Here is a 25159-nt window from a genome sequence, read left to right as displayed (position 1 = left end):
TTGAGCTTCTTGCCCTTGTCGGCCTTGGTGACCTTGTAGGTGGCCTTGGTCGCCTTCTTGATGGCCTTGCCGTTGCGCAGCCACTGGTACTTCAGGGTGACGTCGCTGGTGCTCCAGGTGCCCTTGGCGACCTTCAGCTTCTTTCCGACCTTGGTCTTGCCCTTGATGACGGGCTTCTTCTTGTTCGTGATCTTCTGCGCAGGCAGGACCTCGACCTCGACGGGGACCGAGCGGACCGTGTCGCCCTCCTGGAGCGAGCCCGAGAGCAGGTTCAGAGTGTGCGTTCCGGGCGCGATGGAGCCGGCCGGAAGAGCGACCGCGGCAGCGAAGGTGCCGTCGTCCTCAGCCTCGATGGTCGCCCACACGTCGCCGCCACCCGGAGCAGGCACGGCGCCCCGGTCGATCTTGACGGCCACCGTGGATCCGCTGGTGCCGGCCTGGTTGAACCAGCCCTCGCCCTTGAGGCTGATCTTGCCGCCCACGCGGGCATCGGCGACAACCTCGGCTTCGGCGGCTGGAGTGATCTTGGTGATGGAGTCGATCGTGGTCTCGCGGGTCTCGGTTGCCCCGGTCTCGAGGTTCACCGCGTAGTCCACGGTGCCAGAGGTGGCGCCGGCCTTGTCGACCATGTAGGCCGAGCCGCCGGCCACGACCAGGTGGTTGGCCGACTTGGTGATGCCCTGGGGGGCAACGGTCTCGATGACCTCTCCGCCGTTGCGGGCGTCGACGACGGTGACCGATCCGTTGGCGAAGTCGGCGACGTAGACGAGGCCGCGATCGCGATCGACGTCGACGGCGAGTGCGCGCGGGCCGGTCTCCACGGAGTACTTGAGCTCGTTGGTCGCCAAGTCGAAGACCTGGAGGCTCGCCGGGTTGGTGCCCTGCGTCTGGTTGACGCTGTAGATCTCGCCGGCGCCGGGGTCGATCGCGATGCTGGATGGCTGCAGGCTACCGAGGCCGTCGGTCGCGACGGTCGCGTTGGGGATCGCGTGAGTCTCGAGCGAGAAGTCGTTCGTCGGGTCGATCACGTAGTACTGGTCGGCACGGAAGTCGTTGGTGTAGACCTTGCCCGTGGCCTCGTCGATCTCCAGGCCCATCGTCACGGCGTAGGCGTCCTCGCCGGCGACGGGGTAGTCGGCGCGAGCGGGGATCGTGATCTGCTTGAGCGGCGTGAGCACCTCGCCCGCCTCGACGTCGGTCGAGTAGACGGTCACGGCTGACGCCGCCGCACCGCCACGGTTGGCGGCGGTCACGTAGGCGAGGTTGCGAACCTCGTCGATGACGACCTCGCGCGGGTGGCTGATCGCCACCTGCGTGATCGTGCCCTGCTCGGCAAGGTCGAAGTCGTAGGTGCCCGCGACGTACTCGAGGGAGTCCTGGTCGAAGACGCTGACCTGGTTGTCACGAGTGTTGGTGACCCAGACGTTGTCGTGGGTGTCGTCGACGTAGATGCCGTGGGTGCTCAGCCACTTGGTCTGCGCGCCCTCGGCGCCATGCTTCAGCTTGGGCAGCTCGGCGGTCTGCTCGACCTCCAAGGTGGCCGGGTTGATCCGGGCGAGAGTGGCCACCGTGACCGGCGGACGTCCCTGCGCGGAGGTGACGAAGAGGTCGCCGGTGTCGTCCGACGCGGCGATCTGGTACTGCCCGGCAATGCTCGTCTTGGTGGTGACCGAGAAGCCGAGCTCGGTGCGGGCGGGGGAGTCGCCCTCAGCAGCGTTGGCGGCGGTGGACGACGCGCTGAGCGCCGCCGCGCCGGTAGCCAGCAGGGCGACCGAGGCCAAGAGGGCGACAGGGCGCCGCGTGCGGCGCGCGAGAGGTGATGCAGACATGGGCTTCCTTTTCAGGAGTGAGTAAGGCAAGGCTAACTATAGTCAGATCTTTGGCTCGTGTGCACGCCGGGGCAGATTCGCGGCCACGCCGTCCGCGTCCACGCCCGGAGATGACGGCCCTTTCCTCTAGGGTTGGTGCGGTCGCAATCCCAAGAGCAACGAGGAGCGGTCGCTCGACATGGCCCCAGCGCACTTCCTGCCCGCGCTCCGATTGACCTGGTCCGGCGGGGTCCACGAGTTCAACGCCGCCCAGGTGGTCGTGGGACGCGAGGCCGGAGTCGACCTCGTGCTGGGTCACCCCGACATATCGCGTCGTCACGCCGAGTTCCGACGTACGCCGCAGGGCTGGTACCTGGTGGACCTGCAGTCGACCAACGGCACCAGCATCGACGGACGCCGCATCGCCCATGAGCTCCTGGCGCCGGGCAGCAGCTCCCGGCTGGTCTTCGGCGGCGCCAACGGAGTCCGGGTGCTGGCCGAGGTGCAGCCCGTGCCCCGCATTCCCGACCGGCCGGTGCCCAGTGCGCCGGTCCTGCCGGGGCGCTATGCGGACGGTCATACGGTGCTCCCCGGCAATCCGCCGCAGAACCGTTCGCTGACCATCGGTCGCTCGACCACCTGCGACGTGGTCATCGACGACCCGCTGGTCTCCCGTCAGCACGCAACGGTGGTGCTCGGCGGGCAGCCGGTGCTGCGCGACCTCGACAGCTTCAACGGCACGTTCGTCAACGGTCGTCGGCTCCACGGGCAGGTCGGCCTGACGCGTGGAGACGAGGTGGTCTTTGGCAACCAGAGCTTCGTCTGGACCGGCGACAACCTCGCCGCCAAAGCAGGCCGTGGCGACCTGACGCTGCATGCCGAGGGCTTGACCACAGTGGTCAAGGGGAACCGGCGACTGCTCGACGGCATGAGCTTCGAGCTCGGCCCGTCGACGCTCACTGCTGTGATCGGGCCCTCGGGTGCTGGCAAGTCGACGCTGCTCGGCGCCCTGACCGGCTCCAACCCCGCCACGCACGGGCGGGTCATCTGGCAGGGCACGGACCTCTACACGCATTACGAGCAGCTGCGGTTCCAGATCGGCCTGGTGCCGCAGCAAGACATTCAGCACCCGCAGCTCACTGTGCGTCAGGGCCTCTCCTACGCCTCCATGCTGCGCCTCCCGCCCGACACCAAGTCCGCCGAGCGTGCGGAGCGCGTCGATCGCGTGGTCGCTCAGATGCAGCTCGAGCGTCAGGTAGACAACCGGATCGGCACCCAGCTCTCCGGAGGGCAGAAGAAGCGGGTCTCGATCGCCACCGAGCTGCTGACCGCGCCGCCGCTGCTCTTCCTCGACGAGCCCACCTCGGGCCTCGACCCCGGCCTGGACCGCGACGTGATGCACCTCCTGCGCGGTCTCGCCGACGAGGGGCGCGTGGTCATGGTGGTCACCCACTCGGTGCTCGCCCTCGATGTCTGCGACAACGTGCTCGTGCTCGCGCCGGGTGGGCGCCGGGCCTACTTCGGGCCGCCTGCAGGGGTGCTCGAGCACTTCGGCTGCAAGGACTATCCAGAGGTCTTCGACCTGCTTGACGAGCCGGACCTCTGGCAACGGATCCCGCCGCCGCCCGTCTCCGTGGAGACCGGGCGGTTGCCGGCGGTCAACGCTCCGGTCGCGCAGCCGCCGGTGCAGTCGTTGAGCCGCCAGCTCTGGACGCTGGTCCGCCGCAACCTGGCGGTGACCGTGGCCGACCGGATGCTGTTGGCGATGCTGGTCCTGATGCCGCTCGCGCTCGGAGGGCTCAGCCGGGTCGTGCAAGGCGACGACGGACTGTCGATCCTCGGCACGGCCGACGGCGCTGGTGCTCTCAATCACCGTGAGGCGCTCCAGCGACTCACGATCCTGATCGTCGCGGCCGCGCTGATGGGCACCGCCGTCACGATCCGTGAGCTGGTGAAGGAACGAGCCATCTTCCAGCGCGAGTACGCGGTGGGGCTCTCACCAGGCATCTATCTCGCGTCGAAGGTGCTGGTGCTGGGGACCGCTTGCTTCCTTCAGGGGATGCTGGTCACCTGGATCGCGATGGCCGGCCTGCCGGGGCCCGATGGCGACGGCGTGCTCGGACTGGGCTCCTTCGAGGTCGCCCTGGCGATCGGCTCGGTCACCTTCGCGATGGCGGTGCTGGGCCTGGCGGTCTCCGCCCTCGTCACCTCCTCGGAGCAGACGATGCCGGCGCTGGTCGGCCTGGTGATGCTGCAGCTCGTGCTGTGCGGTGCCTTGGTCCCGGTCGCGGGGCGCGCCGTCCTGGAGCAGCTTGCTTGGCTGGCGCCCGCACGCTGGGGCTTCTCGGCTGCTGCTGCCTCCTCTGACCTCGACCGCGCGCGAAGACAGGTCAACGAGCGGGGCGGCATGGAGGAGTTGGACGGCCTCTACCAGGCGACGGCCGGGCAGTGGTTCCTCGACATGACCGTGCTGTGGATCCTGGTCGGTCTGTTGATTGCGGCAGCGTTCGTCCTGGTCCGCCGTAGCGCCGTACGCCGCTGACGCGAGCGGAGGCGGTTGCTGCGGGCGAGTCGAACGCGTCGACGGGAGGGCCGGGAATGCTGGGACGGCGGCGGTGGTTCAGGCTCACGTGAGTGCCACTGGTCCGACCCTGTCCGTGCTCGATCTCGTGCCGGTGCGGAGCAATCAGAGCTCCGCCGACGCTGTGGCCGCTTCGCGGCGGCTGGCGCGGTCTGCGGATCGTCTGGGGTTCGAGCGCTACTGGGTCGCCGAGCACCACAACATGCCTGCGGTGGCGGCGACGAACCCGCCGGTGCTGATCGGTCTGCTCGCTGCGGCGACGGAGCGGATCCGCGTCGGCTCGGGCGGGGTGATGCTCCCTAACCATGCGCCGCTCGTGGTTGCCGAGCAGTTCGCGCTGCTCGAAGCGGCCTTCCCCGGTCGGATCGACCTGGGCATCGGCCGCGCGCCTGGCACCGATCCGGTGACGAGCTGGGCCCTGCGCAACGGAGCGGGGGAGGAGGCGGTGGCTCGGTTCCCGGAGTACGTCGATGACGTGATCACGCTGATGTCGCCGGCAGGTGCCGGCGTGCGGGTGGCCGGTCGTACGCACGAGCTGCGAGCCACGCCCCGCGCCGTACACACGCCGGACCTGTGGCTGCTCGGCTCCTCCGACTACTCCGCCAGGCTCGCTGCGGAGCGTGGGCTGCCCTACGTCTTCGCCCACCACTTCTCGGGCTCCGGCACGGCGGAGGCATTGGCGCTCTACCGCGAGAGCTTCCGCCCGTCGCCGGACCACCCGGAGCCACGCACGTTCCTCACGGTCAACGTCGTCGCGGCCGAGACGACGGAGGAGGCCGAGCGCCTGGCGTTGCCGCAGTTGCAGGCGATGGTGGCGCTGCGCACCGGCGGGCCGTTGCTGCCACAGCGACTGGTGGAGGAGGCGGAGGCGGCCGAGCTTCCGGCCGCGCACGCCTCGCTGGTGGAGGCGATGCGCTCGCGATGGGTGATCGGAGACGCGACCCGGGTGCGCAGCCGGATCGCCGAGCTTGCCGCCGGCTTCGGTGTCGACGAGGTGATGGTGCATCCGGTCGCCGGTGCTCGGAGCGCCGATCCGGTGGACGGCTCACCGGCCCGTGAACGGACCTTGGAGCTGCTTGTCGGAGACGCCGACGGCCAAGGGTGATCGCCCCAGATTAGGGGTTCGGTGACCGCTCGGACTAGACTGAGCGTTCGGCCCAACGTGGGTCTGTTTTGTGGTGTCCAGCGGCTGCCCGGTGATTCGTCCCGGCGAGGGTGCCACGAACGGCTTCACGAGGTCCACCCGGCATGGCCGGGAGGTTCCCGGGCCGGGCCGTGCGGTACCGAACCGTGCGGTGCAGAAAACGGTAGAACACACACGAGCGGATTGCGGAGGACATGCCGAAGAAAGAAGGCGTGATCGAGATCGAGGGCACTGTCGTCGAGGCGCTGCCCAACGCGATGTTCCGAGTGGAGCTGTCCAACGGCCACAAGGTGCTCGCACACATCAGCGGCAAGATGCGTCAGCACTACATCCGGATCCTCCCCGAGGACCGTGTGGTGGTGGAGCTCTCGCCCTACGACCTCACCCGCGGCCGCATCGTCTACCGCTACAAGTGATCCGTTCGGGCCCTCCGTTTCTCGGAGTGGTCCGACGCGGCGTGCTTGGTCCAACAGCCGATACAGAGAAGAAAGGCCCTCCTCGTGAAGGTCAACCCCAGCGTCAAGCCGATCTGCGACAAGTGCAAGGTCATCCGTCGCCACGGCCGCGTCATGGTCATCTGCGAGAACCCGCGCCACAAGCAGCGCCAGGGCTGAGTCTGTGGTGGCCGCGACGCGGTCTGCCTCAGCGACTTGCAGCACAACTGAATACGACAAGTCCACGTGATTGCTAGGCACCCAGTGCTGAATCACCTCCGGTGCGGATGGCCGGAGCCGGACTGACCCGACCAGGGCAGGACCGGATGCATCGCGACCACACCACCGCAGAAGAAGGGAAACGCCACGCATGGCACGCCTCGCAGGAGTCGACCTCCCGCGCGACAAGCGCATCGAGATCGCACTCACCTATATCTACGGCATCGGCCGTACCCGCTCCCAGCAGCTGCTCGCAGCCACCGGTGTCGACCCCAACCTCCGGGTCCACCAGCTGGGTGATGAGGAGCTGGTCAAGCTCCGCGATGAGATCGACGCCAACTTCAAGATCGAGGGTGACCTCCGTCGCGAGGTCCAGGCCGACATCCGCCGCAAGATCGAGATCGGCAGCTACCAGGGTCGCCGCCACCGCATGGGCCTTCCGGTCCGCGGTCAGCGCACCAAGACCAACGCACGCACCCGCAAGGGTCCGAAGCGGACTGTCGCCGGCAAGAAGAAGAAGTGATCGCATCCTGTCCGAGGCTCCACTGCCTTGGGCGGGTCGATCGGCTCTCTCTTCCGATCTCGAACTCATAGACCAGCAAATCAGGAGTTACTGAATGCCTCCCAAGAGCCGTCAGGCTGCGGCGAAGACCAAGATCCGCCGCAAGGAGAAGAAGAACATCGCTCAGGGCGAAGCCCACATCAAGAGCACGTTCAACAACACCATCGTCACGATCACCGACCCCACGGGCGCAGTGATCTCGTGGGCCTCTGCCGGCACCGTCGGCTTCAAGGGCTCGCGCAAGTCCACGCCGTACGCCGCACAGATGGCCGCCGAGGCCGCCGGGCGTCGGGCGATGGAGCACGGCATGAAGAAGATCGATGTCTTCGTCAAGGGTCCGGGCTCGGGCCGCGAGACGGCGATCCGGTCCCTGGGTGCGATCGGCCTCGAGGTCGGCACCATCCAGGACGTCACGCCCACGCCCCACAACGGATGCCGGCCGCCCAAGCGCCGCCGCGTCTGATCGCCTACGACGAAGACTTTGCAAGGAGACTAGAAAATGGCCCGTTACACCGGCCCCATGACGCGCAAGTCGCGTCGTCTCGGCGTCGACCTCGTCGGCGGAGACCAGGCGTTTGAGCGCCGCCCCTACGCTCCCGGCCAGCACGGTCGTGCGCGTATCAAGGAGAGCGAGTACCGCAACCAGCTGCACGAGAAGCAGAAGGCCCGCTTCTCGTACGGCGTGATGGAGAAGCAGTTCCACAACTACTACGTGGAAGCCGCTCGTCGTGCCGGCAAGACCGGTGACAACCTGCTGCAGCTGCTCGAGTGCCGCCTCGACAACGTCGTCTACCGCGCCGGCTTCGCCCGGACCCGTCGTCACGCCCGCCAGCTGGTCGTGCACGGCCACTTCAAGGTGAACGGCAAGAAGGTCGACATCCCCTCCTACCAGGTGTCTGCCCACGACGTGATCGACGTGCGCGAGAAGAGCCTGGAGATGACCCCCTTCATCGTGGCTCGCGAGACCCACGGCGAGCGGGTCGTGCCGGCCTGGCTCGAGGCGCTGCCCAACCGCATGCGGATCCTCGTCCACCAGCTTCCCGTGCGGGCGCAGATCGATGTGCCGGTCCAGGAGCAGCTGATCGTCGAGTTCTACTCGAAGAAGTAATCTCCCGCCGGTCCTCCGCACCCGTGGGGGAGGACCGGCTCTCTTCCCATCGATCACCGTAGTTCGGGCCCATCAAATGGTGGGTGGGCCCGGGAAGGACAACATCAGTGCTTATCGCTCAGCGCCCGACCTTGTCGGAAGAGTCCGTTGACGAGTTCCGCTCGCGGTTCGTGATCGAGCCGCTGGAGCCCGGCTTCGGCTACACGCTTGGCAATTCGCTTCGCCGTACCCTGCTCAGCTCGATTCCCGGGGCAGCGGTCACGAGCATCAAGGTGGACGGCGTCCTCCACGAGTTCTCGACCATCGAGGGCGTGAAGGAAGACGTCACCGAGGTGATCTTGAACCTCAAGGGTCTCGTCGTCTCCTCCGAGCACGACGAGCCCGTCACGATGTACCTGCGCAAGCAGGGTGCGGGTGACGTCACCGCGGCCGACATCGCGCCGCCGGCCGGTGTCGAGGTGCACAACCCCGACCTGAAGATCGCGACGCTCTCCGACAACGGCAAGCTCGAGATGGAGCTGGTCGTGGAGCGTGGCCGCGGCTACGTCAGCGCCGTGCAGAACAAGGGTGCCGACAACGAGATCGGCCGGATGCCGGTCGACTCGATCTACTCGCCTGTCCTCAAGGTGACCTACAAGGTCGAGGCCACGCGTGTCGAGCAGCGCACCGACTTCGACCGTCTGGTCATCGACGTCGAGACCAAGCCGTCGATCCGTCCCCGCGACGCGATCGCCTCGGCCGGCAAGACCCTCGTCGAGCTCTTCGGCCTGGCCCGCGAGCTCAACGTCGAGGCCGAGGGCATCGACATCGGCCCGTCGCCCGTCGACGAGCAGCTGGCTGCCGACCTCGCCCTTCCGGTCGAGGACCTGCAGCTCACGGTCCGCTCCTACAACTGCCTCAAGCGTGAGGGCATCCACACCGTGGGTGAGCTCATCTCCCGCTCGGAGCAGGACCTGCTGGACATCCGGAACTTCGGTTCCAAGTCGATCGACGAGGTCAAGGGCAAGCTGGTCGAGATGGGCCTCTCCCTCAAGGACAGCGCTCCGGGCTTCGACGCCGCCGCCGCCCTCGCGGCGTACGGCGACGACGACGACGCCAGCTTCGTCGAGGACGAGCAGTACTAATCAGTTGGATCTACTCCGGTACCTGATACGGCCGGGGAGAATCGAGAGAACGACATGCCTACTCCCACCAAGGGAACCCGCCTCGGCGGCAGCCCGGCGCACCAGCGTCTCATCCTGTCGAACCTGGCCACCGCGCTCTTCGAGCACGGCCGGATCGTCACGACCGAGACCAAGGCGCGTCGTCTCCGCCCGCTGGCGGAGAAGCTCATCACGAAGGCCAAGAAGGGCGACCTGCACAACCGTCGCGAGGTCCTCAAGACCGTCCGCGACAAGTCGGTCGTGCACGTGCTCTTCACCGAGATCGCCCCGACCTTCGCGGAGCGTCCCGGTGGCTACACCCGGATCACCAAGATCGGCCCCCGTAAGGGCGACAACGCGCCGATGGCCGTGATCGAGCTCGTCACCGAGGCATACCAGCCCAAGGTGCGCAGCGCCAAGGCTGAGGCTGCTCCGGTCGAGGAGCCGGCTGCCGAGGAGGTCGCCGAGGCTCCGGCGGAGGAGACCGCCGAGGAGAGCACCGAGGCTGTCGCCGACGAGGCTGTTGTCACGGAGGAGGCTCCGGCCGAGGAGGCCTGAGCTTCCCTCCTACGCGAGGCCCGTCACCCCTGGGGGTGACGGGCCTCCGTGCATTTCCGGGGGCAGCGTGGAGCGTGCTCCTCAATCGAACTATGAAAATCGAGCCAATAAGCCGTTCAGAGTGTTGACATTCGAAGTTATCTGGCGAAAACTACTCGAAATTCGATTGAGGAGTGAACTGTGTCACACGCTGAAACCCTGCGGGACGAACTGGCAGCCAAGGGCGTCAAGTACGTGTTCGGCTTCTACGTCGACATCCACGGCGTACCGAAGAGCAAGTGCGTTCCGATCGCCTCGCTGCCCTCCATGGCGGCCGGGTCGGAGCTCTACACCGTGGGAGCCCTCGAAGGCATGGGTGACCTGGGGCCACACGAGGACGAGTGCGCCGGCATCCCCGACCTCGACCGGCTGGTGGTGCTTCCCTGGCAGCCGGAGTACGCCGTGGTGCCCACCCGGCTCCACCTGGAGGGGAAGCCGTACGCACAGGAGTCGCGGAACTTCCTCGCCCGCCAGATCGACCGGGCGGCGGCCATGGGCTTCGTCGCCAACGTGGGCATCGAGCCGGAGTTCTACGTACTGCGGGACACCCCGCAGGGCTGGGCGCCTCTCGTCGCCGAGGACCGGATCAACGCTCCGACACGCGGATACGACCTGGAGGCGACGGTCCTGGCCACCGAGTTCCTGGACCCGATGGTCACCTACATGAACGAGCTCGACTACGGCGTGTACTCCTTCGACCACGAAGGTGGCGACGGACAGTACGAGTTCAACTTCGACTACACCGACGCGATGACGATGGCTGACCGGATGGTCGTCTTCCGGCTGATGGCCAAGCACGTGGCGCGCGAGCTCGGCTGCATCGCCACCTTCATGGCGAAGCCTTTCCAAGACGACTTCGGCTCGGCCTCCCACGTCAACATCAGCCTCGCCGACCCCGAGACCGGGGCCAACCTCTTCGCGGCTGGGGACGGCGGTTACAGCGAGATCTCGCGCCAGTTCGTCGCCGGGGTTCTCGCCCACGCCGGGGCGATCTGCGCTGTCACCTCGCCGACGGTCAACTCCTACAAGCGGTTCACCAGCAAGGGGTTCATGGACGAGATCTCCTGGGCGCCGGTGTTCCGTGCCTGGGGCGAGAACAACCGGACCCTGATGTGCCGGATGCCGGTGAACCGGCACTGCCTCGAGGTGCGCACCGTCGACGCGTCGGTCAACTACCACCTGGGCATCGGCCTGATCCTGGCCGCGGGCCTCGACGGCATCGAGCGGGCACTCGACCCGGGTTCTCCGCTCAACCAGGACACCTACCAGCTCAGTGAGGAGCAGATCGACTCGCTCGGCATCGGCCTGCTGCCAACCTCGCTGGACGGTGCCCTCGACGAGTTCGAGGCCGACGACTTCGCTGCGCGTGCCATGGGGGAGGAGTTCCACCGTACCTTCCTGGCGACGAAGCGTGCGGAGTCACGCGAGTACGGCTCGGTCGTGACCGACTGGGAGTCCCGGACCTACCTGCAGAGGCTCTGACGATGTCGTTCCAGGGCAACCACGACGCCGAGACGTTGCGGCTCCGGGCCAATGCCGAGGCGCTCGCCCGTCTGACCAACGCCGAGCCCGTGCTGGTTGGTGTGGCACCCGCCCTCGAGGTCGTTCCCGGGATGAGCCCGGAGCTCATCCTCACCTCGGGTGCGCCCCTCGCCTGGCCGGAGTACTCGGGCGGTCAACGGCGCGCACTCATCTACGGGGCGCTCTACGAGGGCCTGGCCCGCGACCCCGACGAAGCGGCCGACAAGCTGGACCGGGGAGTCATCCGGGTGGCGACGACGCAGGAGCACGGCTGTATCGGCTCGGTGGCCGGGATCTACACGGCCTCGATGCCGGTGCTCATCGTCGAGGACCGTGTCCATGGCAACCGCGCCTTCTGCAACCTCTATGAGGGTGCGAGTCGCTATCGCCTGAACTACGGTTCGTTCGACCAGGAGGTCGTTGACGGGCTGCGCTGGCTCGAGGAGGTGATGGCCCCGGTCCTGTCGCAGTCCTTGAGCCTGCAGCCTGTCGACCTCAAGCCGCTGATGGCGCGCGCCCTGCGCATGGGGGATGAGCTGCACAGTCGCAACACCGCCGGCACCATGCTCCTGACCAGGGAGCTGACGCCCTCGCTGCTGCGCCTGGCTGGGGATCCAGCGTGGGCGGGCCGGGTGCAGTCGGTACTGGAGTTCCTGATGGCCAACGACTACACCTTCCTCCGCGTTGGTATGGCTGCCGCCAAGGCAACGGCCGATGCGGCACACGGGGTGCCTCACAGCAGCGTGCTGACCGGTATGGCGCTGAACTCGCGAGAGTTTGCCATCCGGGTCAGTGGCTTGGAGGCGGAGTGGTTCCGGGGCCCGCACCCCTCCCTCGACGGCAAGTTCTTCGACGGCTTCACCCCGGAGGACGCCGAGTGGATCGGTGGGGAGAGTTGCGTCACCGAGACGGTGGGGCTGGGCGCGATGACCCAGGCCTGCGCTCCCTCACTGATGGAGTACCAGGGAGGGAGCTTCGCCACGATGCTGCGCAACAACGAGTCGATGTATGCGATCACGCTCGGCGAGCATCCGGCCTATCGCATTCCGGCGCTCGACTTCCGCGGCAGTCCGGTCGGTATCGACCTCCACGCCGTGCTGTCGACCGGAGTGACCCCGCTCATCGACGGTGGGCTGGCCGGCAAGGACGGCGGCCAGATCGGTGCGGGGGTGCTGCGCCCCCACCTCGGTGCATTCCAAGCCGCAGCCGCAGCCTACGAGTTGCGTTACCCGCAGGCCTCGGGTGCCTGAGTAGACGCGCGCGGTCCGGTGTCGCTCACGCCGGCTCGGACCGCGCTCCCGTCACCCGCCGTGGGAGTCCACGGCATCCCCATCCTCGGACGGCCTATCCCACCAGGAGCGGATATGAGCACGGAAGAACGCAACACCGCACAGTCAACGACGAACCCACGGATCCGGGGCCGGATGGGGCCTCTCGAGCTCGCCTTCTTCGTGGTGGCGGCGGCCGGGCCGCTTCTCGTGGTCGCCGGGTTCGCGCCGCTGGCCTTCATGATCGGTGGTGTCGGCGCGCCGGGAGCGCAGCTCATCGCCGGGCTGGTCCTGCTGGTCTTCGCCGTAGGGCTCACCCGGATGGCGCTGCGGATCAAGAACGCAGGTGCCTTCTACTCCTACATCGGCCAAGGCATGGGGCGTCCTGTCGGCGGAGGTGCGGCCGTGCTGGCGCTCGGTGCCTACTCCATGATCGCGATCGGTCAGCTCGGCGCGGTGGGTGCGTTCGCCGCTGCACCGATCGAGGAGGCGTTCGGAGTGGACGTGCCCTGGCCCGTCTGGTCGTTCGGTGCGCTCGCCATCGTCGCCTACCTCGGCCACCGGCAGATCTCCCTCAGCGCGAAGGTGCTGGGCGTCGCGTTGCTGACCGAGGCGGCGGTCCTTCTCGTGCTCGCCGCGCCCGTGCTCTGGCAGGGCGGGGCTGAGGGCTTCGACCTCTCCAGCTTCACGCCGGACTCCGTCTTCGCAGGTGGGAGCACCGGGGCGATGTTCGCCATCGTCTTCGGCGCCTTCATCGGGTTCGAGTCGACCGCGATCTATGCAGAGGAGGCGCGTGACCCGGAGCGGACGGTGCGTCACGCCGTCTACCTCGCCGTGGGCTTCCTTGCCGTCTTCTACACCTTCATGGCCTGGATCGTGTATCTCGCCTACGGCAAGAGCGAGATCGTCGCGGCCGCCACTGCCGACCCGGTCGGCCTCGTCTTCGCAGCGACCGAGCACTACGTCGGTCACCCGGCCGTGGTGGTGATGGAGTGGTTGCTCGTCACGAGCGCCTTCGCCTCGACGCTGGCGTTCCACAACACCGCAAGCCGCTACATGTTCACGCTCGGTCGGGAGCGGATGCTTCCGGTTGTCCTGGCGCGAGTTCACCCCCGGAACCACTCGCCGTACGTCGCCAGCGCGGCCCAAGCGGTGCTGGCTGCCGCGGTGCTGGCGGGGTTCGCGTTGACCGACTCCGACCCGTATCTGCAGGTCTTCCTGTTGATGGTCGCCCCGGGGGTGCTCACCGTCATCGTGCTGCAATCGCTCTGCTCGCTCGCGATCGCCGTCTACTTCCTGCGCCATCCCGGGCATGGTTTCAGTCCGCTCACCACCCTGGTGGCACCCGTCGTCAGCATGACGGGGCTCGCCGTGGCCTCCTGGCTCGTGGTGAAGAACTTCGAGCTGCTCTCCGGCCGCACCGACTGGGTCAACCTGCTGCTTCTCTCGCTGTTGCCGCTGGCCTTCGCGGTCGGGACCTGCCGCGCGCTCTACCTGCGCACCCGGCAGCCCGCTGTGTATCGCCAGCTCACGCAGACGGAGGTGCACTGATTGTCCGGCTTTCCTCGCCCGGTCATCGGCATCAGCCTCGATCTGTCGACGGCGTCCTGGGACGAGTGGCAGCAGGACGCCGTGGTCAGTCCGGTGAGCTATCACGAGGCGGTATGGCGGGCCGGAGGTCTCCCCGTGATGCTGGCACCGCTGCCGGGCGCGGTCGACGCGGTGATCGCTCTCCTGGACGGCCTGGTGCTCACGGGAGGACGAGACCTCGACCCGGCCCGGTACGGCGCGGAGCCGGAGCCGCACACCGTGGTCGCCCACCGCCTGCGCGACCAATGGGAGCTGGCGTTGTTCACGGCGGCCCAGGAGAGGTGCCTACCGGTCCTCGGGATCTGCCGGGGGATGCAACTCATCAACGTCGCGCTCGGAGGCACTCTGCATCAGCACCTGCCAGCCGTGGTCGGCACTGACGTGCACAGCCCCGAACCGGGGCAGGTCGGCCGGCACGCGGTGATCACCGCCCCCGGGAGCCGGCTGAGCAGGCTGCTCGGACAGCGGAGGGTGATGCCCACGCATCACCACCAGGCCGTGCGCGAACTGGCCCCGGGGCTGTGTGCGACCGCGTGGGCCGAGGACGGAGTGATCGAAGGAGTCGAGGGCACCGGGGCAGCCTGGTTGCTCGGCGTTCAGGGACACCCGGAGGAGGACCGTGGGCTCGACGGAGTTCTCGCAGCCCTCGTCGACGCCTCGATCAGGCCAGCTCCCACTCGTAGGAGAACTTCTCGATCTTGAGGATCAGCGACGTCTCCACATCGGTGACGCCAGGCAGCGCGCCGAGCACATCGGTGGTGAACTGCAGGAGGTGCTCGTTGTCGTAGAAGAACGCCTCGATGATCACGTCGAACCGGCCCGTCGAGAGGCCGCAGTAGCGCACCTCGGGCAGGGTCACCAGCGACTCGCTGATCTCGCGGAGCGAGTGCAGGGCCACGGACAGGCCGATGATGGCTGAGACGTTGTAGCCGGCAACCCGGGGCGTGGGAACGGCCACGATCTCCATGAGGTCCCGCTCCTGCATGGAGGCGATCCGCTTGCGCACCGTGGTCTCGGTGATACCGAGGTCGCGAGCGATCTGCGAGTTGGAGGTACGGCCGTCGCGCTGCAGGATCCGCAGGATCTCCCGATCGGTCTCGTCCAGGGAGGGGAACGGCTCCCGTGCGGGCCGCGGCCGTGACTTGCTGTCCCTCGGCTTATCGCTCACCCGCCGATAGTAGCCGCGGCGGATCCGCGCAGAGAGACGCCACGACAGCGCGGCAGCCTCCGAGTGTGTGTCCGGAACCGTGTACTGACTAGGTCAGGGCGGAAGGAGGCGTGACGCCGATGCGGGTGCCACCGAGGTCGGCCCGCTCGCCGGCCCGGTAGCCGGGGGCCACACCACTCCCGCTCAGCGAGCGGGCCCGGGCGGCGCGAACCCGTGGATAGGCCTCCTGGAGGGCGTGCTCGACCTCGTGTGCGCGGTCGGCGAGCACCAGGGCGGTGCTGCGCCCCGTGGCGGTCCGGCGGTCTGCCGCCTCGTGTGCGGCCCGTTGCTCGGCCTGCTCGAGACGGCGGCCGATCGCAGCGGTGAAGCCGGCAAGCCAGGAGCGCCGGAACGCCGCCTGGTGCTCTCCGGCTGGCACGGGCGTACGGACCAGCCACGTCGTCGCCTGCAGGAGAAGACTGGTGAAGAGCAGTTCAGCACGCTCCAGGTCAGGGCGCTGGCCGAAGACGTGCAAGGCGTATCCCGTGCCGCGGTCCCGCCTCGTGCGCATCCGCACACAGCGGCAACCCAGGGCGATCGCGACGGTGGCCAGCAGGTCGGCCTTGTCGCGTGCGTAGGGCGGATCCAGGCCGATCCTGCGGTCGCCGACCGTCGCAGTGCCCGTCTCGTCCCCGAGCAGCGCCTGGTCGATGCCGTAGCCGGCGATCAGGTCGGCGGCCTTGGCGTTGTAGAGCTCGGCTTCGGCGACGGTCGTTGCTGGATCCGCGGCCTTGGCGAGAAGCTTGCGTACCTTGTCGAGGATCGGGGCGTCGGATCCGGGGTGGTGTCGAGTCATCGGCATCGCCTTCTTTCGCGAGGGAGGGTTCCACGGTGGCGGAGGGCACCGACAGGAGGACTCAGCGTCGCTCTTCGCGACTGCTCCGGACCAGGGCGAAGCCGACCACGACGACACCGGCCAGCGCCAGCGCCAGCCCCGCCCACTGGAGGCCGGCGAGGTCGTCGTGGGTGCCCCACCAGGCCAAGCCGAGCCCCAACAGGATGTCGAAGGTGCCCATCATCATGAGCAGGGCGGGTTGCGAGACGTTGGTCATGGGAGCTCCTCGGTGCGCCGATCGCACCAGAGTAGGAGACGTCACGGCCCCGCAGGGTTCACCCGACCTGTGTCGGGAGGTGGGCGAGTCGGCAGTGGGTGAGAGGATGCGGGGCGTGCGGATCCGAATCGACCTCGCCTATGACGGCACCGACTTCAAGGGCTGGGCCCGCCAGCCCGGGCTGCGGACCGTGCAAGGTGAGCTCGAGGCGGCTCTGGCGACCGTGCTCCGGTTGCCGCAGGTGCAGGTGACGTGCGCCGGCCGGACCGACGCCGGCGTCCACGCACGGGGCCAGGTCTGCCATGTCGATCTGGCTGAGGAGGAGCTGCTCGCCGGTGGGCGGTCGCGGGGATCGACCTCGAGCAGTCCGGAGCAGCTCAGTGCCCAGCTCGCGCGACGGGTCAACGGGCTCCTGCCGGGCGATCTGCGGGTGCGCGGCATGCTGCCGGCTCCTGCAGGGTTCGACGCCCGCTTCTCTGCCAGCTGGCGCCGTTACGCCTACCGGATCGCAGACAACCCCGCCGCGACCGATCCGCTGACCAGGAATCACGTGCTCGCCTGGGGACGTCCCCTCGACGTGGTGGCCATGAACGCGGCCTCGGCGCCGTTGGTGGGGCTCCACGACTTCGCGTCGTTCTGCAAGCAGCGGGAGGGCGCCACGACGGTGCGCACGTTGCTCGATCTCTCCTGGCGACGGCAGGAGGGCGTGGTCGTCGGCAATGTGCGCGCGGACGCCTTCTGTCACAACATGGTGCGTGCCCTGGTCGGTTGCCTCGTGGCCGTGGGAGAGCGCCGGCGGGAGCCGGAGTGGGCTGCCGAGGTGCTGCGCGGCGTACGCCGAGATCCTGCCGTCTCCGTGGTTCCGCCGCACGGGCTGACTCTTGAGGAGGTCCGCTATCCGGAGGGTGCCGACCTGGCCGCCCAGGCAGAGCGGGCGAGGAACAAGCGGACCCCGGTCGAGGAGCAAGCGTGAGCGATCAGGAGCACTACTTCAGCGCGGACCCCGGGGTCGCGTTCACACGCGAGCCGGTCCGGGCCACGGTCTGGGGACACGAGTTGGCGCTGACCAGCGGCGCCGGTGTCTTCTCCAAGGGCCACCTCGACATCGGCACCTCGGTCCTCTTCCGGGTCACTGACCCGCCCACCGCGCGCCGGGTCCTCGACCTCGGCTGCGGGTACGGCGTGATCGGCCTCGCGGTTGCGTTGGCCTCACCGGAGACGACCGTGACCGGCATCGACGTCAACGAACGAGCGCTCCTCCTTGCTCGCGAGAACGCCCAGGCGCTCGGGGTGTCTGACCGGTTCACCGCCCTGCTTCCCGGGCACGTGCCGCAGGGGGAGTTCGACGAGATCTGGTCGAACCCGCCGATCCGGATCGGCAAGGACGCCTTGCACGCTCTCTTGCTGACCTGGCTCGCCCGGCTGGCTCCGGGCGGGCGAGCCGTGATGGTCGTCGGCCGCAACCTCGGCGCCGACTCGCTGCAACGCTGGCTGGAGGAGCAGGGGTATCCCACAACGCGGCTCGCCAGCGCCAAGGGATTCCGGGTGCTGGAGAGCAGGGTCGGGCAGAGGAGCGAGGCATGAGGCGGGTCGTGGTCGTCGGCGGCGACGCAGCGGGGATGAGCGCTGCCCATCAGGCGTTGCGGTCTGCCCGGCAGCATGGTCGTGAGCTGGAGGTGACCGTCCTCGAGACGACGCACGACACCAGCTACTCGGCCTGCGGCATCCCCTACTGGGTCTCGGGCGAGGTCGGCTCGCGCGAGGCACTCGTCGCGCGCACCCCGGCGGAGCACCGTCGGCTCGGCGTCGACCTGAGGCTCGGTGCCCGCGCGATCTCCGTCGACCCCGCCGCCCGGAGGGTGGTCTACGTGGGGCCTGAGGGCGAGCATCGCCTGGACTACGACGACCTGGTCGTCGCCACCGGCGCCTCCGCACTCGTGCCGGAGTGGGCCTGCGCCGGCCCGGGCACCCCGGCCGCGGGGATCCAGGTGGTCAAGACCCTGGACGACGGCGCATGGTGGCTGCGGGAGCTCGCCGAGCCGGGCCTGCGAGTGGTGGTCGCCGGCGGTGGCTACATCGGCCTGGAGATGGCCGAGGCCCTGCTTGCGCGTGGCCACCAGGTGACGCTGCTGACCCGGTCGCGGGTGATGAGCTCGCTCGACGAGCCGATGAGCGGTCGGGTCCAGGCAGCGGTCGAGGCAGGAGGCGTGACCGTGCATCTCGGTGCCGCAGCCTCCGGGGTGGAGCGATCCGCAGACGGCGCCCTGTGCGCTGTACGTGCCGGAGAGCTGCGGGTGGCGGCCGACCTCCTGGTGTTGGCGCTGGGCGTGGCGCCTGCCACCGGGTTCCTGGCGGACCTCGACGTTCCGAGGTCGAGCTATGGAGCCCTGCGGCCGGATCCGCAGGGCCGCCTGGCCGACGGCCTCTGGGCGGCCGGTGACTGCTGTGAGGTGCGGCATCGACTGACCGGCGAGTGGGTCTACCTCCCGCTGGGCACCCATGCCAACAAGATGGGCCGAGCGGTCGGCGAGAACCTCGGCGGCGGAACCTTGGCGTTCCCTGGAGCCCTCGGCACGGCCATCACCCGTTTCGCGGCAGGGGCGTCGTACGTCGAGGTGGCACGGACCGGGCTCGGACTGGAGGAGGCACGGCAACACGGCCTCGACGCGGTCGAGACGACCACCGAGGGCACGACCGCGAGTGGCTACCACCCGGCCGCCGAGCCGATCGCTCTCAGCGTGATCGGCGAGCGTGGCACCGGGCGGCTCCTCGGTGCACAGATCGTGGGCGGGCGCGGATCGGCCAAGCGGATCGACACCGTCGCCACTGCGTTGTGGCACGGCTCGACGGTGCTGGACCTGGCATGGTCCGACCTTGCCTACGCGCCGCCGTTCGCGACCGCCTGGGAGTTCGTCTCGTTGGCAGCCCGGCGACTGGCGGAGCGGCTCTAGAGAACGGGTTGAGCTAGGTCATGGCCTGGTCTCGCCACGTCCTGGGAGGTGCCCCTACCGGTGGAACCTCTAACTGCCTCGACTGCGTTCCCACAGGTTGCAGGCGGCGATCACAAGCACGGCCAGGGCCGCACCAGCGATGGTGTCGATGACGTAGTGCTCGCCGTAGTAGATGAGACCGAACGACATGGTCAACGGGTAGAGCAGGCTCAGCCACGCCCAGGCGTTGCGGTAGCGCTGGATCAGATAGAAGGAGATCAGGAACGCGGTTCCCGCATGGAGGGAGGGCATCGCGGCGACCGGATTGCCCACGCCGGTGAGGATGAGGTGGTAGCGGCCCAAGCCGGTGTCACCCCAGCCGCGGCTGGTCAGCCGAAGCACCTGCTCCTCCAGGTAGCCGTCCCGCCCTGCCATCCACGGTGGTGCCATCGGGTAGAAGACGTAGATGGCCAGACCAGCGAAGTTGAGGCCGATGTAGCGACGCATCCACTTCAGCCACTCGCCCCGGTTCCGCAGCCACAGCACGACCGCCAGGATCAAACCGAAGACGAAGTGGGTCGAATAGACCACGGTGAAGACCAGGTCGTACCAGCGGGCGCCCTCGTGCGGGAGACACGGGTCGCCGCACAGTCGTTCCTGGAGCCAGTGACTGGGCAACTCGCCGCCGAACATCCACTTGTCGGCGTCGACCGGGAACTGGAAGGCCACCGGCATCGCGTACAGCTCGTCCGCGAGGCCACGCCCGTAGAAGTAGACGACGAGCGCGAGCAGCGGCGCCCACCAGTCGCGGATGAAGCCCAGGTGATAGCGCCAGGGCTCCTCGATGTGCCACGCGATCGTGGCCAGCCACAGCCAGACGAAGATCTGGACGGTATCGCTGGGGATGCCGAAGTTGATCGTGAAGACGGTCAGCGCCGCCAGGTAGACCCCGAACGAGACGATCCGCACGCGCGGGCGCGTCGCGGCCCTCCGAGGGATGGGGAGGACGGCATCCTGAAGTTGCTCGGTGCCGCTTGCCATGCGCGGAATGCTACGTCACCACCCCTATCACCTCGCGAATCCGTGGGTTGGCCCCGCTCGCCTCCGCCGCTCTCGTGCGGGGTTGCGGTCGCTTCACAAGAGGGTCATAACGCCGATTCTCGACAACAGCACCGCACAAGCGAGTCGAGCCGCCCACGCACCCGGCGATAACCCGGATGCGCGGGGCCGAGGGACCAGGAAGAATCGCCGCTCGTGGGTCATATCGAGGTCGCAGGTGTCCGTTACGAGCTGCCCGACGGACGGGTGCTGCTGGACGAGGTGGGGTTCCGGGTCGGCGACGGGGCGAAGGTCGCGCTGGTGGGGGCCAACGGGGCCGGCAAGACGACCCTCCTGCGGATCATCACCGGGGAGCTCTCCCCGCATGCGGGGGTGGTCACGCGTTCTGGTGGCCTCGGGGTCATGCGGCAGATGGTCGGTCGCGGCGCGACGTCGGTCGCCGAGCTGCTGATGTCGGTGGCGCCCGCCCGGGTCCAGGCGGCAGCCGCCGAGGTCGACGCCTGCGAGCTGGCGCTGATGGAGGTCGACGACGAGGCCACCCAGATGCGCTACGCCACGGCGCTGGCCGAGTACGCCGACGCCGGCGGCTACGACCTCGAGGTCACCTGGGACGTCTGCACGATGGCCGCCTTCGGCATTCCCTACGACCGGGCCAAGTATCGCTCGCTCGACACGCTCTCCGGTGGTGAGCAGAAGCGCCTGGTCCTGGAGTACCTGCTGCGCGGGCCCGACGAGGTGCTGCTCCTCGACGAGCCCGACAACTTCCTCGACGTGCCCGGCAAGCAGTGGCTGGAACGACGGATCAACGAGTCGGCGAAGACGATCCTCTACATCAGCCACGACCGCGAACTGCTCGACAACACCGCGACCCGGGTGGTGACTGTCGAACTCGGGGCGGCAGGGAACCGGGTCTGGACGCACCCGGGCGGCTTCGCGTCGTACCACCAGGCCCGCAGGGACCGGTTCGCGCGGTTCGAGGAACTGCATCGACGCTGGGACGAGGAGCACGCGAAGCTCAAGGCCCTGGTGCTGCGGCTCAAGGTCAAGGCCGAGTACAACGACGGGATGTCGAGCCAGTACCGCGCCGCGCAGACTCGGCTGCGCAAGTTCGAGGAGGCCGGCCCTCCGACCGAGCAGCCGCGAGAGCAGCACGTGCGGATGCGACTCGGGGGCGGCCGCACCGGGAAGCGGACCGTCGTCTGCGAGCGCCTGGAGCTGACCGGTCTGATGCGGCCGTTCGACCTGGAGGTTTGGTACGGCGAACGGGTGGCGGTGCTCGGCTCCAACGGCTCGGGCAAGTCGCACTTCCTTCGCCTGCTCGCGGCGGGCGGCACCGCCCCGGAGAAGGAGCACGAGCCCGTCGGAGAGGTGGAGATCGCCCCCGTCGCCCACCGCGGCACGGCCCGGCTCGGCGCCCGGGTGCGGCCCGGCTGGTTCGTGCAGACGCACGCGCATCCGGAGCTGGTCGGACGCACCCTGGTCGAGATCCTGCATCGCGGCGATGCGCACCGCGACGGGATGCCGCGCGAGCAGGCGTCACGGGTGCTGGACCGCTACGAGCTGGCGCATGCCGCGGAGCAGGCCTTCGACTCGCTCTCCGGTGGCCAGCAGGCGCGATTCCAGATCCTGCTGCTGGAGCTCTCCGGCGCCACCTTGCTCCTGCTCGACGAGCCCACCGACAACCTCGACGTCCAGTCCGCAGAGGCTCTCGAGGAGGGCCTGGCCGCGTTCGAGGGCACGGTGCTCGCGGTGACCCACGACCGCTGGTTCGCGCGGGGCTTCGACCGCTTCCTCGTCTACGGGGCGGACGGCACTGTTCGTGAGACACCGGAACCGGTCTGGGACGAGGCACGCGTCGCCCGGCCCCGCTGACCGGGCCGATCAGGAGTCAGAGGCGTCCGAACCGAGGGTGAGGCTGGTGGTCTTCTGGTCACCGCCGCGGACGTAGGTGACCGTGACCTTGTCGCCGGGACGATAGGAGCGCACGGTGGCGATCAGGGAGTCGGAGCCACTGATCGCGTGGTCGTCGATCCGGGTGATCACGTCGCCCTTGCGCAGCCCTGCGTCAGCAGCCGCGGAACCCTGGCCGGCATCTTGGATCTGGGCACCGGTGGCTCCGGTGTCATCGGTGCGCACGTCGGCGACACTGATCCCGAGTCGGGCGTGGGTAGGCGTCTGTCCGTCGCGGATCTGGTCGACGATCGGCATGGCGGAGTCGATCGGGATCGCGAACCCGAGGCCGATCGACCCGCCTTGGACCGTCTGGCCGAAGGCATCGCCGGAGCCCGAGGTGCGGATGGAGGAGTTGATGCCCACCACGTTGCCGGACATGTCGATCAGCGGACCGCCGCTGTTGCCCGGGTTGATCGCCGCATCGGTCTGGATGGCTGCATAGGCGGTGGTGTTGCCGGACTGGTCTCGCGCCACCTCCACTGGCCGGTTGAGCGCGCTCACGATCCCGGAGGTGACGGTGGCGTCGAGGCCGTAGGGCGAGCCGACCGCGACCACCCCTTGGCCAACGGCCAGGCTCGTGGACTTGCCGAGGGTCGCGGGAGTCAGTCCGGAGACCCCCTCCGCCTTGATCACCGCGAGGTCGGTCAGCGTGTCGGAGCCCACCAGCTGTGCCTTCGCGCGCGTCCCGTCGCTGAACGCCACCGTCAGCTGCCCGCCGCCGTCAGCCAGCTCGGTCACATGCGCGTTGGTGAGGATCTCCCCGTCGGAGCTCAAGATGATGCCCGATCCGGAGCCGCTGCCGCCCGCCCCGCTGACCTCGATCTGCACCACGCTCGGCATCACCTTGCTGGCCGCTGCCTGCACGGAACCCTTCGCGGCGACCGGCGTGCCAGTGTCGACGACCTGCGAGGTACGGACCGGTGCGTCTGCTGAGTCGTGCTGCGAGGTCCACAGCGCCGCGCCGCCGACGCCGGAGGCCCCGCCGACCAGCAGCGCGGCCACCAACAGGCCGGCCGCCGTACGCCGGGCAGGGGAGCGAGGCGGGACCGGCCCGAACGCCGTGGTCGGCGGGCCGCTCTGGGGCGGTGGGCCGACGGGTGCCCCCACCGGCGGTGGGTACGACGTCCCGTGTGCTCCGCCGTACGGGGGCAGGTGTCCGGTCGGCGGCTCGCTGCGGTCAGGCTGCTGGGGTGAGGGCGTCTGCTCGTGCATGTCCTCCACGTTGCTCCGGATCTCTGTGAAGCGGCTGAGAGCGAGCCATGCATTCACTGGAAAGCCCGGACGCCCCCTAGCGGCTGGCGGACACCTTGCCGTGCTTGGTGATGTCGGTCACAATCACGGCACCGCCGTCGAGACAGGGGGAACCTGTGAGCGAAGCACCCGAGCACGTCCGAGTCGATGACCGTCTGGCCCATTGGGCGGAGGCGACTCCCGATGGTGAGGCGATGACCTACCTGGGCCGCACCTGGACCTGGCGGGAGTGGAACGACCGGGTCCGTCGCGCGGCCGGAGCCCTGCGAGCGTTGGGGATCGGCCGCGGTGACGTCGTCTCGTTCCTCGACAAGAACCACCCCGCCTGCGTCGAGATCAGCCTGGCAGCCGCCTCGATCGGCGCTGCCAACGCGATCATCAACTGGCGCTCCGCGGGCGACGAGGTCGACTACGCCGTCAACGACTCCGGTGCGCGGGTGCTCTTCGTCGGGCAGGAGCTGATGCCGACGATCGAGGAGATCCGCGACCGGCTCACGGCCGTGGAGCGGATCGTCGAGGTGACGCCCGACGGCGCGGACGGGGATGCCTACGAGGCGCTGATCGCGGCTGCCGAGCCCTACGCGGGTGATCCTGCGGTGGAGCCCGACGACGTCTGTCTGGTGATGTACTCCTCAGGCACCACCGGGCGGCCCAAGGGCATCATGCTGACCCACCGCAACATGATCGCGCACACCGTCAATGCTCATGACGGCTGGGGATTCGAGCCCGGTGACAAGTCGATGGTCTCGATGCCGCTCTTCCACGTCGGCGGCTCCTCCTATGTGCTCTTCGGCATCTACGACGGCGTGCCGAGCGTGATGACCCGTGACCCTGACGGCGCCTCCCTGGCGGGAGCGATCCTCGCCGGAGCCAACCGGACCTTCCTGGTGCCGGCCGTGCTGGCGCAGGTGCTTCAAGCCGGCCCCGACGCGGTCAAGCTCTTCGGGGCGCTCAAGACCTACACCTACGGCGCCTCGCCGATGCCTCCGCCTCTGCTTCGTGCGGCGATGGAGGCGTGGCCCGAGACCGACTTCATCCAGGTCTACGGCCTGACAGAGGTTGCGGGCGTGGTGACGCACCTGATGCCTGAGCACCACCGCGACACTGCGCATCCCGAGCGCCTGCTCTCGGCCGGAATCCCGATCCCGGAGTGCGAGGTGCGGATCGTCGACCCCGCCACGCTGGCCGACGTCGCAGTGGGGGAGGAGGGGGAGATCTGGCTGCGGACGCCGCAGTTGATGAAAGGCTTCCTCAACAAGCCAGAGGAGACGGCCAAGGCGATCACCGAAGACGGCTGGTTCCGCAGCGGCGATATCGGCCGGGTCGACGAGGGCGGCTTCGTCTACGTGCACGACCGGATCAAGGACATGATCATCTCCGGCGGGGAGAACATCTACTCGCCCGAGGTCGAGCGGGTCCTGGCCGAGCATCCAGCGGTGCTGGAGGTCGCCGTGATCGGCGTGCCCGACGACACGTGGGGTGAGGTGGTGAAGGCGATCGTGGCACTCAAGCCCGATACCGCCGCGACCGAGCAGGAGATCATCGACTTCTGTCGGGATCGGCTTGCGCACTTCAAGTGCCCGCGCTCGGTGGACTTCCTCGAGCTGCTGCCGCGCAACCCCAGCGGCAAGATCCTCAAGCGTGAGCTGCGCAAGGAGCACTGGGACGGCCGGGACTCGGCGATCGTGTAGCCCGACGGTGGTCGAGCCTGCCGAGACCGTCTTGTCGGACGG

General features: G+C 68.6%; 24 protein-coding genes. 18 read left to right on the top strand and 6 right to left on the bottom strand.

The window, feature by feature from the left end:
• Nucleotides 1-1829 (bottom strand): beta-propeller fold lactonase family protein (locus DNK54_RS20805; RefSeq protein ID WP_110208931.1); only part of this gene is annotated, 1829 nt, incomplete at its 3' end.
• A gap of 178 nt (nt 1830-2007) precedes the next feature.
• Between DNK54_RS20805 and DNK54_RS20800 the strand changes: the two genes are divergently transcribed.
• The 13 genes from DNK54_RS20800 to DNK54_RS20740 all read left to right on the top strand — a co-directional run bounded on the left by DNK54_RS20800 (nt 2008) and on the right by DNK54_RS20740 (nt 14676).
• Nucleotides 2008-4350, top strand: coding sequence for an FHA domain-containing protein (locus DNK54_RS20800; RefSeq protein WP_110208930.1), 2343 nt, complete (start codon nt 2008-2010; stop codon nt 4348-4350).
• Nucleotides 4351-4438: 88 nt separating this feature from the next.
• Nucleotides 4439-5494, top strand: a complete 1056-nt coding sequence (locus DNK54_RS20795) for an LLM class flavin-dependent oxidoreductase (RefSeq protein ID WP_239460215.1) — start codon at nt 4439-4441, stop codon at nt 5492-5494.
• 233 nt (nt 5495-5727) lie between these two features.
• Complete coding sequence (gene infA, locus DNK54_RS20790; RefSeq protein WP_011757309.1) at nt 5728-5949, top strand: translation initiation factor IF-1; 222 nt, start codon at nt 5728-5730, stop codon at nt 5947-5949.
• A gap of 84 nt (nt 5950-6033) precedes the next feature.
• On the top strand, nt 6034-6147 hold the full coding sequence (gene rpmJ, locus DNK54_RS20785) for a 50S ribosomal protein L36 (RefSeq protein WP_004008316.1): 114 nt from the start codon (nt 6034-6036) through the stop codon (nt 6145-6147).
• Between the two features lie 190 nt (nt 6148-6337).
• Nucleotides 6338-6709, top strand: coding sequence for a 30S ribosomal protein S13 (gene rpsM / locus DNK54_RS20780; RefSeq protein ID WP_110208929.1), 372 nt, complete (start codon nt 6338-6340; stop codon nt 6707-6709).
• A 94-nt stretch (nt 6710-6803) separates the two neighbouring features.
• Nucleotides 6804-7211, top strand: coding sequence for a 30S ribosomal protein S11 (gene rpsK / locus DNK54_RS20775; protein WP_110208928.1), 408 nt, complete (start codon nt 6804-6806; stop codon nt 7209-7211).
• A 36-nt stretch (nt 7212-7247) separates the two neighbouring features.
• Nucleotides 7248-7856: a 30S ribosomal protein S4 gene (gene rpsD / locus DNK54_RS20770; protein WP_110208927.1), complete on the top strand. Its 609-nt coding sequence runs from the start codon at nt 7248-7250 to the stop codon at nt 7854-7856.
• A 107-nt stretch (nt 7857-7963) separates the two neighbouring features.
• Nucleotides 7964-8980 (top strand): DNA-directed RNA polymerase subunit alpha, encoded by a 1017-nt coding sequence (locus tag DNK54_RS20765; RefSeq protein WP_110208926.1) that lies wholly within the window; start codon nt 7964-7966, stop codon nt 8978-8980.
• A 54-nt stretch (nt 8981-9034) separates the two neighbouring features.
• Nucleotides 9035-9556: a 50S ribosomal protein L17 gene (gene rplQ, locus DNK54_RS20760; RefSeq protein WP_110208925.1), complete on the top strand. Its 522-nt coding sequence runs from the start codon at nt 9035-9037 to the stop codon at nt 9554-9556.
• Between the two features lie 180 nt (nt 9557-9736).
• The gene (locus DNK54_RS20755; RefSeq protein ID WP_110208924.1) at nt 9737-11077 is read left to right on the top strand and encodes a hypothetical protein; all 1341 of its coding nucleotides are present in this window, start codon (nt 9737-9739) and stop codon (nt 11075-11077) included.
• A gap of 2 nt (nt 11078-11079) precedes the next feature.
• Nucleotides 11080-12366 (top strand): YlbE family protein, encoded by a 1287-nt coding sequence (locus DNK54_RS20750; RefSeq protein WP_110208923.1) that lies wholly within the window; start codon nt 11080-11082, stop codon nt 12364-12366.
• A gap of 114 nt (nt 12367-12480) precedes the next feature.
• Nucleotides 12481-13935, top strand: coding sequence for an APC family permease (locus DNK54_RS20745; RefSeq protein WP_110208922.1), 1455 nt, complete (start codon nt 12481-12483; stop codon nt 13933-13935).
• Entirely contained in the window at nt 13936-14676 is a 741-nt protein-coding gene (locus DNK54_RS20740) for a gamma-glutamyl-gamma-aminobutyrate hydrolase family protein (RefSeq protein ID WP_110208921.1), read from the top strand.
• Here the strand turns inward: DNK54_RS20740 and DNK54_RS20735 are convergent.
• The 3 genes from DNK54_RS20735 to DNK54_RS20725 form a co-directional block, all read right to left on the bottom strand.
• A complete protein-coding gene (locus tag DNK54_RS20735; RefSeq protein ID WP_110208920.1) occupies nt 14636-15142 on the bottom strand; it encodes an Lrp/AsnC family transcriptional regulator in 507 nt (168 codons plus the stop codon). The two genes, DNK54_RS20740 and DNK54_RS20735, sit on opposite strands and share 41 nt — an antisense overlap.
• Before the next feature lie 88 nt (nt 15143-15230).
• Complete coding sequence (locus DNK54_RS20730) at nt 15231-15977, bottom strand: DUF2786 domain-containing protein (protein ID WP_110208936.1); 747 nt, start codon at nt 15975-15977, stop codon at nt 15231-15233.
• A 61-nt stretch (nt 15978-16038) separates the two neighbouring features.
• A complete protein-coding gene (locus DNK54_RS20725; RefSeq protein WP_110208919.1) occupies nt 16039-16233 on the bottom strand; it encodes a hypothetical protein in 195 nt (64 codons plus the stop codon).
• A gap of 115 nt (nt 16234-16348) precedes the next feature.
• Here DNK54_RS20725 and truA point away from each other — a divergent pair, with 115 nt between their 5' ends.
• Genes truA through DNK54_RS20710 form a run of 3 tightly spaced genes read left to right on the top strand, consistent with a single transcriptional unit; the run spans nt 16349 to nt 19184 of the window.
• Nucleotides 16349-17206 (top strand): tRNA pseudouridine(38-40) synthase TruA, encoded by an 858-nt coding sequence (gene truA, locus DNK54_RS20720; RefSeq protein WP_239460214.1) that lies wholly within the window; start codon nt 16349-16351, stop codon nt 17204-17206.
• The gene (locus DNK54_RS20715; protein ID WP_110208917.1) at nt 17203-17817 is read left to right on the top strand and encodes a class I SAM-dependent methyltransferase; all 615 of its coding nucleotides are present in this window, start codon (nt 17203-17205) and stop codon (nt 17815-17817) included. The genes truA and DNK54_RS20715 overlap by 4 nt, the downstream gene beginning before the upstream one ends.
• Complete coding sequence (locus DNK54_RS20710) at nt 17814-19184, top strand: FAD-dependent oxidoreductase (RefSeq protein WP_110208916.1); 1371 nt, start codon at nt 17814-17816, stop codon at nt 19182-19184. The genes DNK54_RS20715 and DNK54_RS20710 overlap by 4 nt, the downstream gene beginning before the upstream one ends.
• 69 nt (nt 19185-19253) lie before the next feature.
• Here DNK54_RS20710 and DNK54_RS20705 read toward each other — a convergent pair whose 3' ends face one another.
• Complete coding sequence (locus DNK54_RS20705) at nt 19254-20204, bottom strand: phosphatase PAP2 family protein (RefSeq protein ID WP_110208915.1); 951 nt, start codon at nt 20202-20204, stop codon at nt 19254-19256.
• A 213-nt stretch (nt 20205-20417) separates the two neighbouring features.
• On the opposite strand from DNK54_RS20705, the gene DNK54_RS20700 reads away from it, so the two are divergent.
• A complete protein-coding gene (locus DNK54_RS20700) occupies nt 20418-22094 on the top strand; it encodes an ABC-F family ATP-binding cassette domain-containing protein (protein WP_110208914.1) in 1677 nt (558 codons plus the stop codon).
• 9 nt (nt 22095-22103) lie between these two features.
• Here DNK54_RS20700 and DNK54_RS20695 read toward each other — a convergent pair whose 3' ends face one another.
• Complete coding sequence (locus tag DNK54_RS20695; protein ID WP_110208935.1) at nt 22104-23387, bottom strand: S1C family serine protease; 1284 nt, start codon at nt 23385-23387, stop codon at nt 22104-22106.
• 155 nt (nt 23388-23542) lie between these two features.
• Here DNK54_RS20695 and DNK54_RS20690 point away from each other — a divergent pair, with 155 nt between their 5' ends.
• Nucleotides 23543-25117 carry a long-chain-fatty-acid--CoA ligase gene (locus tag DNK54_RS20690; protein ID WP_204164737.1) on the top strand — a complete coding sequence of 525 codons (1575 nt, stop codon included), beginning with the start codon at nt 23543-23545 and terminating at the stop codon, nt 25115-25117.
• The last annotated feature ends 42 nt before the right edge of the window (nt 25118-25159 follow it).

It is taken from the genome of Nocardioides daejeonensis, from assembly GCF_003194585.1.
GTDB classification, from domain to species: Bacteria; Actinomycetota; Actinomycetes; order Propionibacteriales; family Nocardioidaceae; genus Nocardioides; species Nocardioides daejeonensis.
The sequence above is the reverse complement of the archived record's forward strand: the minus strand, read 5'-3'. Positions and strand labels throughout refer to the sequence as shown.